The following is a 16581-nucleotide window of genomic DNA, read 5'->3' as shown; positions in this document are numbered from 1 at the left end:
TCCAGGGCTAGAGCGAGAACCGAAGGCTCCCGGCCTCGGGGAGGCTGCTGCCGCCCCGGCGCCACTTCGCCTGCGCGGGCCCGACATCCAGGTGCAGCGCGAGCCGCAGCGTCCAGGCACCGGCGGCGAAGGGCGCGGCGCCGGCGCGCACCAGGATCGCTCGCGCGCCGTCGGCGCTCCAGGCCAGCACGACGTCGGCCGGCGACCCCGGGCCCTCCAGCGACCACGTCATCCGCTCCCACGGCAGCGGCTCCGGCAGGTCCAGCAGCAGCGCCACCTCGCCGACCGACGACAGCTCGACGATCGGCGGGACCGGCCGCCACGGCGTGCCCAGCGCCGCGACCAGCGAATCGTGCGACGCGGCGCTCGCCCCGTGCAGCGCGGCCACGGCGGCGCGGGCGGCCTCGGCCAGACCGGCCAGCTCGACCGGGTCCGCGGCGGCCACCTCGGTGCGGGCCGCGGCCACGGCGCCCTGTGCGGCCGTCAGCGCAGTCGACGCCGCGGTGGCCGCCGCAGCCAACGAGCCCACGGACGACGGCAGCGGCCACACCGTGCCGGCGAACGTGTCGAGCATGTCGGGCAGGCCCAGGTAGCGGGACGTGGTCAGGTTCCAGTGGTGCACCGGCACCCGCGGCGCCGAGCGCACCACCAGGTCGGTGAACGCGCAGCCCTTGCCCACGACGCCGGAGAGCAGGCCGAATCGCCCGGCGCCGGTCGACACGGTGCGGGTGACCTCCACGCCGTCCACGCCGACCGTGATCTGGGTGCCCTCGCAGCGCAGCGACAGCGCGTACGTGGCGCCGGTCACCACCTTGGTGCTGTCGATCCACAGCACCCGCCCGAGCCCGGACTGGTACGACACCAGCGACCGCCCGCCGCCGGCCGTCAACTGCAGTGCCACGTGCCGGCCCCGGCCGTCGTGCCGCACCACCAGGCCGAACATGCCGTCCGCGTCGGCGCGCGCGGTGCACTCCACCACGTAGTCCGCCGCGGCCGGGTCGCCGGCCAGCGCCACCACGGTCTCGCCGCGCGGGGCCGCGATGGTGGCCGTGCCCCGGGACGCCGAGCACGTGTCGACCGGTTGGCCGTCGCCCAGGGTGACCGGGTCGAACGCCGCCAGGTCGCTGAACGCGTCGGTGAAGACGGGCCGGCTGGCCAGCAGTTCGGCGGTACAGGCGCTCGCCGGTTCGAGCGCGGTGCCCGGCCACGGCCGCGCGCGCACCTCGTCGAAGGCCGCGTCGGTGCTGCTCGCCGCGTAGAGGCCGACGCTTCCGGCGATGCCGGCGACGTCCTCGAGGATGTCGCAGATCAGCTGCTCGCCGACCTGACAGCGGATCGCGCCGCCCTGTGCCTGCACGGCGAGCGGCGTCGGCACCCCGGGCTCGTAGGCACCCGCGGCCGACCACAGTTCGGTCTCGACGGCGCCGTCCACCCGGACCAGGCGCTGCCGCCGCGTGCCCAGCGTGAAGCGGTAGTAATCGCCGCTCCCCCGCCACCGGAACACCAGGCCGAAGACGCCCGTCGACGCCCAGGCCACCGTCTCGACAGCCACGTCCGAGGCGGACACCCCGCCGGCCACGTACGACGTGCCGACCGCGACGTCCTGCCGGAGCACCCCGGAGTCCAGGTGCCAGTTGGCGGCGCGGGTCTCCGCCGGGTCGAGCACGACGGCCTGCCAGACCGTGCCGAGCGTGCCCGAGAAGTCGTCGTAGAGCAGGCCGGGCACCTGCGCACGGACGTGGTCGTCGCCGGCCAGGCCGGTCCATTCCACCGCGCCGGTGCAGGCGTCCAACCGGGACAGCCAGGTGGCCTCCGAGGTCGTCAGCGTCGTCGCCGGGCCTTCCTCCCAGGCGTTCGCGAAGGTGCCGCCGGGCAGCCGGATCAGCAGGTCGGCCCCGTACATCTGCTGCACTGTGGTGGTCGCGAACTCGCAGCCGAGGTCGTACGCCCGGAACACCGGCACCGCACCGGGATCGGGGATGCTGCGCGCAACGTACGGCGTCAGGTCCCGCAGCACGCCCTCGCGCGGGAAGCCGGACATCGGCGGCACCCACGAAGGGACGATGCCAGGCGGCCCGCCGGTCTGGAACTGCACCGCGTGCACGCCGTCGACCCGGTCCACCTCGCGGCCGCCCTCGGTGAGCACCGCCCGCGTGGTGACCTCGATGCGGTAGTGGCTCTCCGGGTCGAGGACAAGCTCGACGGAGGCCCACCGCTCGGCCGCCGTCTCCAGCGACTCCTGGCCGGCGCTCCATGTGTCGATCGCGTCGGATGCCGCCTTCGGCACCCAGCACAGGCGCAGCAGTTGCGGCTCCACGTTGAAGCCCCAGCCGATCGTGGCCGCGTCGATGCTGTCGCCCGCCACGCGCAACAGCACGGTGCCCGGCAGCGCCCAGTCGACGCCGACCTGTTCGCTGCCCGACCAGCCGCGCAGCGCCACCCAGTCGCCGAGCGACACCTCCACCTCAGCGGTCACCTCGACGGCGGGCTCAGGTAGCCCGATCCACAGGATGCCGGGTTGCGGCGTCCCATCCGGCGCAGGCGCCCAGCGCAGCGCTATCGCCCGGGTGCCGTCCCCGCGGTCGTCGACGATCAGGTCGCCCTCGCTGCTCAGCGTGGCGCCCCCCTGCTCCCAGATCCGCGGCAGGCTGGCGTTGGGCTTCCAGTCGTTCCAGTCGATGCACGTCCGCACCGCGGGCGGCGGCATCGAGCACGGCCAGGTGACCTGCCCCTCCAGGAACGAGTCGACCCAGCGCCGCGACGTGGAGCGGGTGAAGGCGAACGGCGAGCGCGCCAGCAGTTGCAGCCGGGTGCTGGCGTCGGGCGTCCAGGTGGCCACCACGGTGTCGGTGAGGTCCTCCCAGCCTGCCGCCGGGTGAGTGCGGCGCCAGCGATGCAGGCGCAGATCAACCAGGGTGTACGCGGCCACGTGCGCGCCGATCGCGACGGTGGGCGCGCCGGCCGGCGGGTTGTCGGCCACCCGCGCCTCGTCGCCCATCGGCTGCGCGAAGGTCAGCAGCACCCCGGCGTCGAGCGGCACCACGGGCGCGTCGCCGTCCGGCGGCGCGGCCAGGTCGGCGCCGGCCACCGGCGTCCAGCTCTCGGTGCAGCGTTCGTGCTCCACGACCGCGCCCACCCACGGGTCGGCGATGACGGGCTGTTCCGGCTGGCTCCACTCCAGCGTGATGTCGACGTCGAGGTCCTTGAGCGGGGTGGGCAGCCCGACGCTGACCGAGAGCGTGCCGGCCACCCGGAACGGCGCGAAGGAGTCGCCCTCCAGCCCGGCGCCCACCGACAGGCCCAGCCCGAACGGCCCGGCCGCGATCTCGCACTCGCCGCCCAGGTCCAGCGCGCCGGTGAGCTGGGCGGGCCGGGTCGCGATGCCCGCGGTGGCGCCGATCCAGGCGCCCAGCGTGAGCCGCACCGGCCCGAACCGCCAGGTGTCGCCGAAGCTCACGCTGAGCCCGGTGCCGACGCCCTTGGCGTCCAGCATCAGCCAGGAGTCGGCGTGGAACAGCGACAGGATGTCGGCGCGGATCCGCATGCTCTCCGGCTCTTCGCGGCCGAGCCACACGTGCCAGGCGTCCATCCGGTCGAAGTCGAAGAACGCTTCGGTGCTGGCCGCGATCTCCAGCAGGCGCGGCACGGTCCACTCGGCGTCGATCCCGAGCTGCAGCGTGCCGGCCCGCCCGTCGATCGCCGCGAGCAGCCGGAACGTGCCCTCCTCCGCGTTGCCCTCGCCGAACGCGGCCGGCACCTTGAACAGGTCGGCGGTGCCCTGCAGCAGGATCACCGGCCCGGGCAGCAGCACCACGAGCAGCGCCTTGGTGTTGACCGAGAAGCCGGCGTCGGGCAGCGTGCCGAGGCTGAGCCCGGCGCCGAAGGCCCAGCCGCCCAGCTCCGGTGTCCACTTGCTCGGGTCGGTGACGCTGAACCGCTCGTCGACCGCCTTGTACCAGCCGTACCAGTCGCCCCGCTCGATCGTGGTGTCCGCGTCGACCACCACGTCGCCGGTGCTGACCAGCGGCGCCATGTTCATCGCGAAGAGGCCCTCGAGCCCGTAGAGCGCGGTGCCGGTGGCGGCCACCGGGATCGGCACGGACACGCCGAGGTGGAGGAAGACGTAGGTGGCGCCCCGGTCGCGGCCGACCGTGATGCCCGCGTCGATGCCGATGTCCAGCGCGTCGAGCCCGAGCGACAGCTCGCCGGTGAACAGCTTGAGCCCGGTGGCCGGGTCGTCGGCCAGGGCGACCTCGCCCTCGAACGCGAACGTGTCGGGGATGCCGAAGAAGACGCCGACGCCCTCCAGCGCCAGCGCGGGCGGATCGGAGGGCCGGTCGGGATGCCAGAGCACGCGCAGCCCGCGGGCCGAGGCGCCGGCCGGAAGCAGGTCGGTGAGGCGCAGCGCGCCGTCCACGCCGAACCAGCGCCGGCCGTCGTCCTCGGTGCCGAAGCCGATGCGGGTGATCTCGAGGCCGAACCCGTACAGGTCGAGCGCGAGCGGCTGCTGCAGGGTGAGCCAGCCGCCCGGCACCTCGACCGTGCCGTCCGCGTTGACCCGCAGGTCCTCCACGGTGACCGTGGGCCAGGACAGCGCCGGCGCGCCGATCTCGGGCTGCAGGTCGCCGGAGAGCAGCAGGGCGTCGCCGTCCAGCCCGACCGCGGCCACGGTGAGCGAGCCGAGAGCCGGTATGTCCAGCGTGAGCAGGCCGTCGTCGGCGCGCACGGCCAGCGACACCGTGCCGTCGACGGACACGGCCACGTCGACGTCGAGCACGGCGTCGAAGAACGGCACCGCGAGCCGGCCCGCGATCGCGGCGCCGATCACGGAGTTCTGGGCGAGTTCGAGGGAGAGCGAGTCCAGCGCGAACGGCAGGCCGGCGAGCGTCCCGGCGCCGTCCCCGCTCGGCGTGGTGCCCGACCAGGACGGCTGCCAGGTGCCGGTGAGCACCCCGCTGACCCCGCCGGTGCCGATCACCAGGCCGGTGGCGCTGATCGCGTCGGGGGCCAGGTCGAGGGCGAAGGCCGGGGGTAGGTGGACCGTGGCGATGGCGATCGTGACGCCGCGGAAGCCGGTCGCCTGGCCGGCGGGCGGCGGGTCGGCGTCGCTGAGGACCAGCCCGATGCCGCTCGCCTCGACCACGATGCCGGTCTCGCCGATCATGAACGGGGTCAGCGTCAGCGCGGGCGGCGGCTCCAGCACCACCCGCCCGTCGCCGTCCGCCATCGCGACGTCCACGTCGAAGGTGGCGGTCAGCGAGCCGGGCACGGGCTCCCACGGCGCCGAGGGGCCGGCGCGGGTCACCGGCACCAACAGCCCGCCCGGCAGCCGCAGCGAGGCCCGCAGGTCGCGCAGCGTCACGCTCAGGTCGGCGCCCAGCATCGCCTCGGCCGTGACGCGGGTGTCGTCACCGTCGGAGAGCAGCAGCAGCTCGAGGTCGTCGACGCCGGGCAGGCCGAACGACAGGTCGGTGGCGAACGACAGCGTGCAGGTCACCCGCAGGGCGCCCGCGGACAGGCCGATGGCGAAGTCGACCACCGCGACGTCGTCGAGCGACGGCCCGTCGAACTGGCCCGCCGGGAGGAACGGCACCCAACGGGACAGCGGGATCCAGGTGCGCGCGGCGGTCATGGCGCCATGTCCCACGGCTTGAGGTAGCCGGTCTCCAGCGTCGACCAGCGCGACGGCCCCAGGGTCTGCTCGGTCTCGACCAGCAGGTCGTCGGTGCCCGGCAGCGAGATCGCATCGTCCTGGAGGCGCTTGACCGGACGCCAGAGGCCGTCGATGAAGTCGGCGGCGGCGCCCGTGATGGTGGTGTTGGGGAGCGGCCCCAGCACGCCGGCCAGGTGCGGGTCCGGGTGGTCGGTGTCCGTGCACGGTTCGAGCCCGCCGTTGGTGTGCAGCCAGTTCCAGAAGGCGCCGGCGAAGCAGCCCTCGATGCGCATGCCCATCAGCGGCACGTTGGCGAACGGCACCCATGTGTTGCTGGCGTCGACCACCTGCGCGGGCGGCGTCGCCGGCACGGCCGTGAAGCCGCCGCCGCCCAGCGTGTTGGCGATGAGGTCGCTCCAGCCCTCCACCAGCGCCGAGAACTCGCTCAGCTCGGTCCACAGCGAGTGGTTGCTGTAGTTGCCGGTGAGGAAGGCACACAGGAAGTCGCCGAGGCCGATCGGCGCCAGCGACCACATCACGCCGTGCGAGAACTCGTGGATGCTCGTGTCCCGGTCCCACTTGTTGTGGGCGCGCAGCAGCAGGCCCGCCGACGGCGGGTTCATGCTCGGCAGCGCCTGGCCCAGCCACGTCGCGATGTAGTCGATGATGTCGGTGACCACCGTCTCGCTGATGTGCACCCAGGCACCCTCGATGCCGCGCCAGTCGCCCTGGGTGATCGCGCGCAGCCAGACGTGCGTCTCGCGTACGCACTTGAGCAGGAAGAGGACGGCGGCCTGGTCGTCGGTGGGTCGCAGCGAGACCCGCAGCGCCAGCGGGCCGGCCGCGTCGCCGATGGCCGGGGCGTCGAAGGCGGCCCAGTGCGCCGCCGTCGGGTCGCGGTCGAGCCCGCTCCACGGCGGCGGGTTGAACAGCGTCACCACCCGGGGCAGACTGGCCGAGCCGATGAAGTCGGCGGCGGCGTCCTCGGCGATGGCCAGCGGCACATGGATCTCGAGGTCGTTGCCGTACGCCACGTCGAACGCCGTGCCCCAGACCTCGCCGTCGGAGTCGGCGTAGAACGTCTCCAGCACCTCGAATCCGAGGCCGCTGAGCGGGTCCGCGGGCACGGCGAGCTGGATCTCGGTGCCGCGGGCGAACGGCCGCCACGGCGCCACCAGTTTCGCGGAACCGTCGGCCTCGTACTGCGCCGCCAGGATCACCGGTGTCCCGAGGTTGAACTCCAGCGGACTGCTGGCCGTGCCGATGGCCCAGCCGGTGTAGTCCGGGTAATAGCCCGGCTGCCCGGAAGTCGACAACACCGTGCCGTCGCGCAGGTCCGGCTCGATCGCCATCCGGTACGTGCTCCACGTGCCGAACCACAGCGACCGGCGGCCGTGCTGCCGCCGCACCGCGTTGGTGTTGGGCACGGTCACCTTGAAGTAGATGTCGGCCGTCGCGCCCCAGGTCCAGTCCCAGTTGTCGACGAAGAAGGCGACCCGCCCGTCCGCGTCAGTGACCCCGGTGTCGATGACGTTGCCGGGCGCCAGGTTGATCACCTCGACGGTGACGCCCACGAGCGGCTCGAAGGACGCCTTGGCCGACGCGCTCGGCGAGTTGTCGACCTTCAGGTGCTGGAACCGCAGGAAGATCTGCACGTCCACGTCGAGCGCCTGGAACGCCGCGATCAGCGGGTGCCGGACCAGGTCGGTGTTCAGGTCGTCGAAGTCGGGCAGCACCAGCCCGGGATGGGCGAGGTCGCCGGCGACGTCGTAGATCCGCAGGCCGAGCCGGTTCCCGTCGACGTCGCCGATCGGCACGCCGGCCTCCAGCGGCACGTCGAACGCCCCGGTGAGCACCTGGGTGCGGAAGTTCGCCCGGCCCTCCTCGGTCGTCGCGGGCGATCCGTCCGGCCACGCCGCGTCCAGTTGCGCCTCGCTGGCCGCGTCGCTCCACACCTGCACGAGCGCCTCGAAACTGGCCTGGCCGACGCCGGTCAGCGCCCAGTAGGCCGGCGTCGGCCGGCCCGGCAGCCGCATCAGGTACTCGTTGACGCTGTCCGGGTACGCGCAGAGCACGACGGTGTCCACAATGGCCGGCGAGCCGTCGGGCAGCGTCCCGACACCGGCCGGCGCGAAGGTCAGCGTGCACGGCTGCGGCGTCACCACCGTGATCGTCTCGGGCAGCCCGCCCGGGTCCAGGCACTCGATCTCCACGCCGCCGTCGCCCGGGTCGTGCACGGCGAACGCCTCGTCGTAGCCTTCGTAGCGGTTGTCGGGTGCCTCGTCGCCGGAATCGCCGCCGGTGTCGCTCGTGTCGCCGCCGGGCAGCGCAGGCGGCAGCAGCAGGGGCAGGAAAATGTCCATCAGTCCACCGTCTCCACCAGGCGTTCCACCATGCCGGTCGCCACGTTCCCGGCGGCGTCGCGGGCGCGCACCCGGTAGATCCAGCGGCTTGCCGGATCGGCGCTGCCGTCCGCGTACCGGAAGCGGCGGTCCTCCACGCCAGGCCGCAGCCACCCGGTCAGCCGCGTCCAGGTGTGCCCGCGATCGGCGCGCCGCTCCACCTGGCAGGTCAGCCCGGTCTCGTCGCCCACCCAGACCAGCACCACGACGGCCCCGCTCCACTCCGCGCTCACCCACGCCGGCGCGTTGGGCGGGATCGTGTCGACCGGGCGGGCGCGCAGCACCGGCGTCGGCGCCGAGACGTTGCCGCTCGCATCCACCGCGGCCAGCCGGTAACAGCGGTCGGCGCGATCCGCGAGGCCGTCGTCGGTCCAGGTCTGGACGGCGACACCGGCGGTCGGGCTGATTTCCGCGTACGCCGGCAGGCGCCGGACGTCGGCCAGGTCGCCGGCCCGCTCGGCACACCAGATCCGGTACGCCGTGAGGTCCGGCTCCCGGTTCGCCCGCCAGGTCAGCACCACCGCGCCCTCGCCACCCAGCGCGGACCGCACCGACGGCGTCCCCGGCGGGGTCACGTCCGCGACCTCGACCAGCGGGAACGCGTCGCTCCACGGACCCGCGTTGCCGGACGCGTCGACCGGCCGCACCCGGTACACGAAGCGGCCCAGCCCGCGCCCGTCGAGGTCGTCCACGAACGGCGACCCGTCCACCGTGCCCTCGTGCGCCGGCTGCAGCGCGGCCTCGTTGCACGGCAGCTCGGCCAGCGCCATCACGTCGCGGTTGAGCTTCGCGGCGTAGAACCAGGCGGCCCAACCCCGCCAAGCGGCCCGCACCTCCAGCCCAGCGCCGGAGGGGCCCGGGTTCTCCGCGCCGTCCCTAGGACCAGGCGCCGGTGGCAGCTCAGTCAGGTCGGCCACCGAGACGTCCGGGTGGTGCTCGGCGAGCCACGCCTCGGACGCGCCGCCGTCGTCGAAGGGGCCGGCCGCGTACGGCGCGAGGCCGGTCTGCCGGGACACCCGGTCGTTCTCGAAGAGGGCCGCCACGCTGGCCCGGCCCACCCGGTAGCCGGTGGCGCTCGGCACCGCGGCGAAGCTCAGCACGTAGCGGGCGCGACCGTACCAGTCGGCCGGCTCGGCGCGGTCCGCCGGGATGTCGCCGTCCATCTCGGGCGGCAGCGCGACCGGCACGGCCGGCGGCGCCTGCCGGTGCGGCACGCTCACCCGCGCCACCCGGGACAGCGGCCCCTCCAGTCCGGGACCGGCGCCGTCGCGGGCGCGGCGCGGCCCGGGCGGCACCGGCTCGTGCAGCACGATCGCGTCGAGGTCGGCGGTGCTCACCGCGACCAGGGTCTCGGCGAGCCGCTCGGCCGCCTCCGGCCGGTGTCCGGCGCCGGGCAGCCAGGCCGCGTACCGCCGGCCGGGCCAGACCGTGCACCGCTGGCCGGTCACGGGCCACGCGACCGCGCCGTCGACGGCGGTCGTCGCCCGCAGCTCCAGCTCGCGGGAGCCGGGCCGCTGGGCCACCACCCGGAACGCCACCCCGCCGGACACCAGCCGCCCGGCCACGATGTCCGCCGGCCAGGGCGGCAGCGGGCGGTCGAGCGTCACGATGGCCGTGTCGCCGGCGGGAACCACCGCGCCGATCACGGCCGCGTGGGTCGGCAACGCCCCGACCGGCTCGGCGCGGACGAGTTGCCCGAAGCCGCGCGAAATCGTCAGTTCGGTGTACGCAGTGCCGCCCTCGGCCAGCCGCACGCTGCACGGCCCGGCACCCGGCCGCACCGTCGGCGCGGTCAGGTGGGCAACCTCGATCACCCCGCCGGCGCGGCCGGTGAGGATGGGGAAGCTCGCGCCGCCGACCCGCAGCTTCTCGCCCGCGATCGCGTCCGGCGGCTCGGGCAGCGCGCAGTCGGTGCGCAGCCGGCTGCGGTCGCCCAGGTCCGTGACGGCCAGGACGTTGCCCACGATCAGGTTGGGGTCGCCGCGGCGCGCGTAGACCCGGAACTCGCCGTTCGGCTCCACTCCGGGCGTGGCGACCCGCCGCTCGGCCGGCCAGGTCCAGCCCACCAGCAGGCCGGGGCCGTCCCGGTCGGCCAGGGCGCGCTGCTCGTCGGTGAGCAGCGAGTCGGCCGGGTCCAGGTAGGCGGCCGTCACGGCCTCGGGCGGCGGCGGCACGGTGCCGGCCGGCATGCCGGCGAGCTCCTGCTCGCTCCACTCGCTCAGCCGGCCGAACGCGTCGACCCCGCGCACGGCCACCGCGTACGTCCCGGGCGGCAGGCCGCGCTCCACCCAGCGGCGCGGCACGTCCGGCCCGGTCCAATGGCTCGTCGCGGGCGCCGGCCCGAAGGCGGGTGCCGGCCGGTCCGCGTTGACCACCCGCAGCGGCTGCTCGGCGGGCGACCGGCCGACGTGCGCGCGGACCGGCCGCTGCTCGTCCTCGACCGCGCTGGTCTCGGCCCAGTCCACGCCGAGCGCGCCGGTGTGCGCCGCCACCGTGCCGTCCGGCTCCAGCCGCGCCGGCTCGGCCGCCGCGCCGGCCTCGATCACCCGCAGTGGCTGCACGGGCGGCGGGGGCACCGGGGAGAGATTCCACGCGTACGCCGTGCGGTCGCCGACCGTGCCGGCCCGCTCGAACAGCTCTACCGACCGTACGGTCACCGGCCCGGCCGACCACGTCACGGTGTCGATGCCGGTGGGCTCCTCCAGGGTGGCCACGCCCAGCGCCGCGACGCCCGAGGCCACCTGCAGTCCGCCGCGCCACCCGACCAGCGGGAGCAGCAGCGGGCCGGACACCCGCAGGGTCACCCGCGGCGTGAGCTCGCCGAGCCGCACCCCGGCCGCGGTGCCCAGGACCGGCTCCTCGACCCGCAGCACCCGCTGGTCGCCGCCGTCGACCACGGTGAGGCCGGCGTTGCCGACGAACGTGAGGCCGTCCACGGTGACCGTCGGCGTGCCGGCGGCACCCAGCGGCAACCCGTCGACGGTGACGAGCCGGCTCGGGAAGCGGGCGTCGCCGTGGTGGGCCACGACCCGGTAGTCCCAGGAGCCGTCGGCGACCGGGTCGTGCCAGTAGAGGCCCAGCATGCGCGAGACGTCGGGGTCGAGCGCGGCGAGCGCCACGAACTGCGCGATCGGCAGCGTGAGCAGGGGCGGCGTGCGGGAGGTGGCGGACGCGGTGGCCTCGGCCGGCACGAGCGCCCCGCGCCCGTCCCGAACCAGGGTCTCCAGCAGTGGCCCCACCTCGCCGGCGAACGCCGTGGCCAGCCGCTCCCGCACCGCTTCGTCGAGACCGGCCGCGAGCCGGCCGTACGCGACGGCCTCCGTGGCGTTCCGGTCCTGCAAATTTTGGGGCAGGTTGCCGGTGTCCGGCTCGACCACCGGCAGCAGGATCCGCTCGTCGTGCAGCCGCTGCCACCCGCTGGTCTCGTCGGCGATGCCCCAGCACACCGTGCAGACCGTCAGGTCGTCGCCGGTCAGCCGGCAGGACGCGACGCCCTCGGCCCAGACCTCGACGAACCAGCTGTCCGCGCCGCGCCGGGCCGCCCGCCGCCGCGCGACCAGGCGTTCCTCACCGCCGACGTCAGCGAAGACCTCGACCGTCGGCCGGTTGCCCTCGCCCGCGGCCCGCAGCGCGACGAACTCGCGGTCGGCCCGGATGGTCAGCGACCGGTCCGCACCCGGGTAACGCGCGGCGCCGACCGGCACGCAGCCGTCCGGGTCAAGCGTCGCCCCGCCCGGGTCGCACTCCAGCGTGAAGACCTCGCCGTTGTCCCACTCGGTCACGCCGCCGGGCGGCGGCAGCAGGCCGAAGGAGGCGTCGAGACAGACCCACTCGGGCGGGCGGTGCCGGCGCCGGGAGACGTGGTAGCCGTCGACCGGGAAGCCGAGCTCCGGGCGCAGCGTCCAGAGCAGGTGCACGCCGCGGGCCAGCGTGTCGCCGTCGGAGAGTGGCTGCCCGCCGTCGGTGCCAAGGCCGAGCACGGCGTGCCACCGGTCGCTGCTCATGTCGACCGGACGCTACTGGTCTCCGCGCGTGTGGGATCTCGTTATGTCAGCAAGCCGATACGTAGCGTCAACGCAGCGCGCCGGCCAGGAAGACCTCCACGGCATTCGTGATGCCGGCCTCGATCTCGCGGGCCGTCGGCGCCGAGGCGTTGGTCAGCAGGCGCATCAGCGAGCCACCGAGCATGGCGTGGTAGAGCTGCGCGCTGGCGAGCGCCGGGCCGGTCAGGGTGAGCGCGCCGGGGGTGAAGGCGGGTCAGGTATTCGCCCATCAGAGCGCTGCCGAAATGGGGACAGTTTGGCAAGGAACGCGCGGCCGATCCCGGGCACCCGCCCGGCCTCCGCGATGATCAGCCGATGCAGCGCTATGGGCTCCGGCGCGAGCGCGGTCTCGGCGAAATACCGACCGAAGTCCGTCACTTCACCCTGGCCGGCTCTACACCGCCGTCCCGGCGGGCCGGGCAGCCTGCGCGACGCGATCGGCGGGAGCCTGTTCGTTCGTCCTCGCCGACAGGTCGTGATCACCGTGACCAACCTCATGACCGGGTTCTCGCACCTGCCCAGCGCCGTCGTCCGGGCCTACGGGACGGAGACCCTGATCCCCGGGGGCGCCGGGCGCGGCGACCGGCCTGGCGCAGTACCGGGTGGAACTGGCCGACGGTCAGGTGCTCGACGGGATGACCGTCGTGCCGTATCGCTTCGACCGGGTGGACGCCACGGTCACCCACGCGGTGTCGGTTTCGCGCTCATCGCGTCGCTCAGCACTCCGGCTGCCTACGGGCGCGTGGTCGGCTCCGACTCTCGCGAGCCGGTCAAGTCCCCACTCGTGTCTGGTCCACCCGCCTCGTCCTGCGGTGGCCGCCCATCCGAACCCGACGGCGACTTCCGGCCGCCCTGTCGAGGAATGAGGGCGGTACTGGCGCCCGACTCCGCAGAGTTACTCTCCTCGATGCCACCCACCGATGGGACACCGTCGGTGGTGGCCGCGGTGTCCGCCTTAGATCCGGCAGCGCTCGGCGACTCCTGGACATCACCGCGCTTACCCAGCCGTGATTCTCTGCCAGTCGGATCCGGTCCGCCGGATGGCACGGCATCGGAAACGCGCTCTGTGATGTCCGAACCGTCCGCGTCAACGGTCGAGCCATCGGCGTCGGCGGTCCGGTCATCCTCCGACTTGTCCACGGCCACCACGTGGTAGGGCCGGAACCCGGCCTGCCGCTTCCACTGCAGCAGGCTGGCGCCGCCGTTCTCGCGCCCGCCGTACATGAGGAAGCGCAGGTCGGCGGTCGGCCCTTCCTGGTTCTCGCCGACCCAGCGGACGATCTCGTGGTGGAGCAGGACCAGGACGCCGTTCGCCAGGTGGTCGCCATGGCCGAGGATCATGGAGTACAGCGCGACGTCGCCCCTGCGTGACAGCGCGACGTAGGCAACCAGCCGCTCGTCGGTGACCACGTCACCCTGACGGTGACCAGGTTCGGGCAGGAACGCCCCGAACCGCAGGTCCCAGTGGTGGACGCACGCGGGTGCGATCGGCGCGGACGGCGCCTTCGGAGCGCCACCCATCTCCTCGATCGTCCGGCGGAACGACGCGCGCATGGGACCGCCCGAGCGAACCTCCTTGGAGGTGTTGATGTCGTAGATGTCGGGCACGTGCTGCGCCCAGGCGAACTCATGCACGACGTACCCGAGCCGCTCGGCCTTGCGCTTCTGCCGCAGGCGCGAGCCCTTCCCGAAGGACTTGATGTGCTGCTCCCACGAGGCGTAGTCGAGGACCTCCTCCACCGGGAGCAGCATGGGCGTCCACCGCTTGTCCGCGAGTTGGTCGTCCTCCTTGAGGGTGAAGTACTCGCGGTAGCTAGCGTGTGCGCGCTCCACCTTGGCGGCGCACGCGGGGAGGCAGTCGGCCGAGCCGAGCCCGAACCCGATCGTGGCGGTCGCCACCGGCTCGGGCGCCGTGACGGTCGCCGCCGGCTCGGGCGCCGTGACGGTCGCCGCCGGCTCGGGCGCCGGGGCGGGAGGCACGGCGACCACGGCGGTGGCCCGTGGCGGCGGCGCTGCGGCCGGGGCGCCCAGTCCGAGCCGCCGACGGACCTTGCGGACTGCACGACGAGGCGCCCCCGGTGCCAGCGCCCGCGCGCGCAGGCGGGCTGCGCGTCTCTTGGCCGACCTCGCCGCCCTGCGGGCCGCCCGCACCCGCACGCGCAGGGCGCGTCCGGCCGGTGTGCGCTTGAACCGCTCGATCGCGCTCAATGGGACCGGGCGCGACCTCCCCGCCGCAGCCACCTCCTCCCGGGCAGTGGGCGAGCCGTCGAAGTGGTCGGCGAGTCCCCGCTGCCAGGCCGACACGACCATGCGGCGATACGTCGGACCGGTGAAGTGGAGCGTCTGCCCCGGACCGCTGGAGTCCATGTCGTCGGGTTCCAGGCTTGAGATGTCGAGCGGGTCGGCGTAGTAGACGCCGTGGCGCTCGAGCGCGACCCGCTCACCCATGCGGTAGAAGCCCCGCCGGCCCTCGAGCTTCGAGTAGTACTCGACGGGCTGGTTGAGAAACAGGACGGGCACGCCGGGGTTCCGTTTGCGGACCGCGTCGATCACGCGCACGGCGTCGAGGACCGCGTCCTCGAGCGTGGCTCGGCCGAGCGGAGTCAGGCCCGCCGCGAGGTCGCTCTCGCGCCGCACCATCTTGGGGTGGACCCAGACCTTGGCGCCGCGGCCAGGGAGCGACCAGAGTTCGAAGTTCATGTCCGAGTAGGTGTCCATGACGAGCAGGTCCATGTCGTCCATCGCGACGACTGACCGGTCGTTCTGGCCGAGGTAGTAGGTCCGCAGGCTGGCCGACATGGCGTCGACGTCGCTCAGCCGACGCAGCTCGTCGTCGCTGACCACACGGCCGCGGAGGGTATCGGCGTACGCCGCGTTCGTGCACTTCTCGTTGACCAGCATGTCGTAGCCGTCAGGGAACATGGCCTTGTTCATGTGGACCATCCGCCGGCAGCAGCAGTCGCCGCGGACGCCGATCCGCACCGGTTTGCCGTCGGTACGCCGGAACACCGGATCGGACGTGACCACAGGCAGCGCCGCACGGCGAGGGCTCACCGAGCTGCTCCGCGTCCGGGGCACCCGCTCGGTCCACCACTCCGGATGCAAGAGCACCACCGCGCGGGTCCGATCGGCGAGCAGCGGCCGCACCTTCGACATGATCACCGGGGACGGTGCGCCGCGGTCCCACGACTGACGCATTGCACCACGCAGGACCACGAACCGGCCGCCGGAATCCGAGACGTAGCAGTCGCGCGGGACCTCGTACGCCTCGTACCGCAGGCCCACCTCGGTGTAGGAGAACTGCTGCAGCCGGAGCTCCTCCCCGCCTTCGATCTGCACGCATCGCGGCGGCTTGCCTTGCCTGGCCGCCTCCGTGAACAGCTCGTAGTTCACGAACCCGTGCTCCCGGGCGAACCGCGACCCGTGCGACGCCGTGCCCAGGACGTCGATCCCCTGCTCCGCGAACCAGGCGATCTCCTCGGCGAGCAGCTCCCTCGGAGTCCGGCCGGTGTGCACGGACAGCTGGAGAAAGTCGTTGTGGATTCCCACCTCGTGGCCGAGGCCGCGCAGCTCCCGCATCCCCTCGAGGAACGAATCGGAGTGCACGATCCGGCCGTCGACGACGGTGCCGTAGTAGTTCGACAGCGACCCGTAGTCCCCCGGAGGCAGGAAGAAGTACGTCGAGCGCAGGCCAAGATCAGCCTCCACCCGAGCCAGCGGGAGCGCGCCGTCGAAGCGCCAGTCGACATCGTGGCGGAGCAAGAGCGCCTTGCCCTCCGGGGAGCCGGCCGTGAGGTCCTCCCCGTGCGTCCGCGAGACGAAGCCTTCGTCAACGAACATCTCGAGCAGTTCGCGCAGGGACGCGATGCCGGGCCGGCCGTCCTTGTTGGCCGGCTTCCAGAGGTCGAGCGGCAGCATGACTGATCTCCTCGGCTGGGATGGCGCGGCATCCACCGGCGTCACTGTAATAGGTCGCAGAACACCGGGGAAGACAAGCGGATCACTCAGGGTTCGGGATTTTGCCCCAGCGAGAGCACCATGGCTCCCTCCCACGGCCCGGCGCGAACGGCCCCGCGCCCCGCTCGGCAGGAACGGGACACCAGGACGACATGGAGCCGGCGGCCAACGAACCACCGAGCGGCAAACAACCAATCGAACGGAACACAGGGAGGAACCGCAAAGGCGCTTGTGGACGTCGCGCTTGCGGACGTCGCCGACGACAACCTCAAGACACGCAAATCGGAAGTGTCACACATGACACCGACACCAGCTGGTGCCGACCTTGAACCGGGCGCAGCCCCATCTGATCTTGGCGACGCGCGAAGCGTCGTCGCCCCACCGCAACCGCCCTGTACCGTGCCAGAACTTGTCGCACATACGGTGAGCTGGGATTTCCCGGTGACGGTGACGATCATCGGTGTGTTGACTCGACTCGTGTACCTGATGATGATCCAGCTGAAGGCTCGGCCCCCGTTGTCCTGGC

The 16581-nt window shown here is 73.4% G+C and carries 6 protein-coding genes; all 6 read right to left on the bottom strand.

Annotated elements, in window-relative coordinates; translation table 11 throughout:
• Window positions 1-7: 7 nt before the first annotated feature.
• Window positions 8-5632, bottom strand: a complete 5625-nt coding sequence (locus ACIBQZ_RS32840) for a hypothetical protein (protein ID WP_396092718.1) — start codon at window positions 5630-5632, stop codon at window positions 8-10.
• Window positions 5629-8016, bottom strand: a complete 2388-nt coding sequence (locus ACIBQZ_RS32835; protein ID WP_396092717.1) for a hypothetical protein — start codon at window positions 8014-8016, stop codon at window positions 5629-5631. Before ACIBQZ_RS32835 ends, ACIBQZ_RS32840 begins: the two co-directional genes overlap by 4 nt.
• Complete coding sequence (locus ACIBQZ_RS32830; protein WP_396092716.1) at window positions 8016-12059, bottom strand: fibronectin type III domain-containing protein; 4044 nt, start codon at window positions 12057-12059, stop codon at window positions 8016-8018. Before ACIBQZ_RS32830 ends, ACIBQZ_RS32835 begins: the two co-directional genes overlap by 1 nt.
• 67 nt (window positions 12060-12126) lie before the next feature.
• On the bottom strand, window positions 12127-12285 hold the full coding sequence (locus ACIBQZ_RS32825; RefSeq protein ID WP_396092783.1) for a hypothetical protein: 159 nt from the start codon (window positions 12283-12285) through the stop codon (window positions 12127-12129).
• Entirely contained in the window at window positions 12282-12596 is a 315-nt protein-coding gene (locus tag ACIBQZ_RS32820) for a TetR/AcrR family transcriptional regulator C-terminal domain-containing protein (protein WP_396092715.1), read from the bottom strand. The genes ACIBQZ_RS32825 and ACIBQZ_RS32820 overlap by 4 nt, the downstream gene beginning before the upstream one ends.
• A gap of 234 nt (window positions 12597-12830) precedes the next feature.
• Window positions 12831-16016 (bottom strand): hypothetical protein, encoded by a 3186-nt coding sequence (locus ACIBQZ_RS32815; protein WP_396092714.1) that lies wholly within the window; start codon window positions 16014-16016, stop codon window positions 12831-12833.
• Window positions 16017-16581 lie beyond the last annotated feature (565 nt).

Origin of the sequence: Actinoplanes sp. NPDC049599, from assembly GCF_044465625.1 — a bacterium.
Taxonomy (GTDB): Bacteria; Actinomycetota; Actinomycetes; order Mycobacteriales; family Micromonosporaceae; genus Actinoplanes.
The sequence above is the reverse complement of the archived record's forward strand: the minus strand, read 5'-3'. Positions and strand labels throughout refer to the sequence as shown.

Bases quoted from the DNA above. Each gene is read 5' to 3' on its own strand.
- ACIBQZ_RS32820 (WP_396092715.1), bottom strand. From the start codon at position 12,596: ATGAGGTTGGTCACGGTGATCACGACCTGTCGGCGAGGACGAACGAAC.
- ACIBQZ_RS32835 (WP_396092717.1), bottom strand. From the start codon at position 8,016: ATGGACATTTTCCTGCCCCTGCTGCTGCCGCCTGCGCTGCCCGGCGGC.
- ACIBQZ_RS32815 (WP_396092714.1), bottom strand. From the start codon at position 16,016: ATGCTGCCGCTCGACCTCTGGAAGCCGGCCAACAAGGACGGCCGGCCC.
- ACIBQZ_RS32840 (WP_396092718.1), bottom strand. From the start codon at position 5,632: ATGACCGCCGCGCGCACCTGGATCCCGCTGTCCCGTTGGGTGCCGTTC.
- ACIBQZ_RS32830 (WP_396092716.1), bottom strand. From the start codon at position 12,059: ATGAGCAGCGACCGGTGGCACGCCGTGCTCGGCCTTGGCACCGACGGC.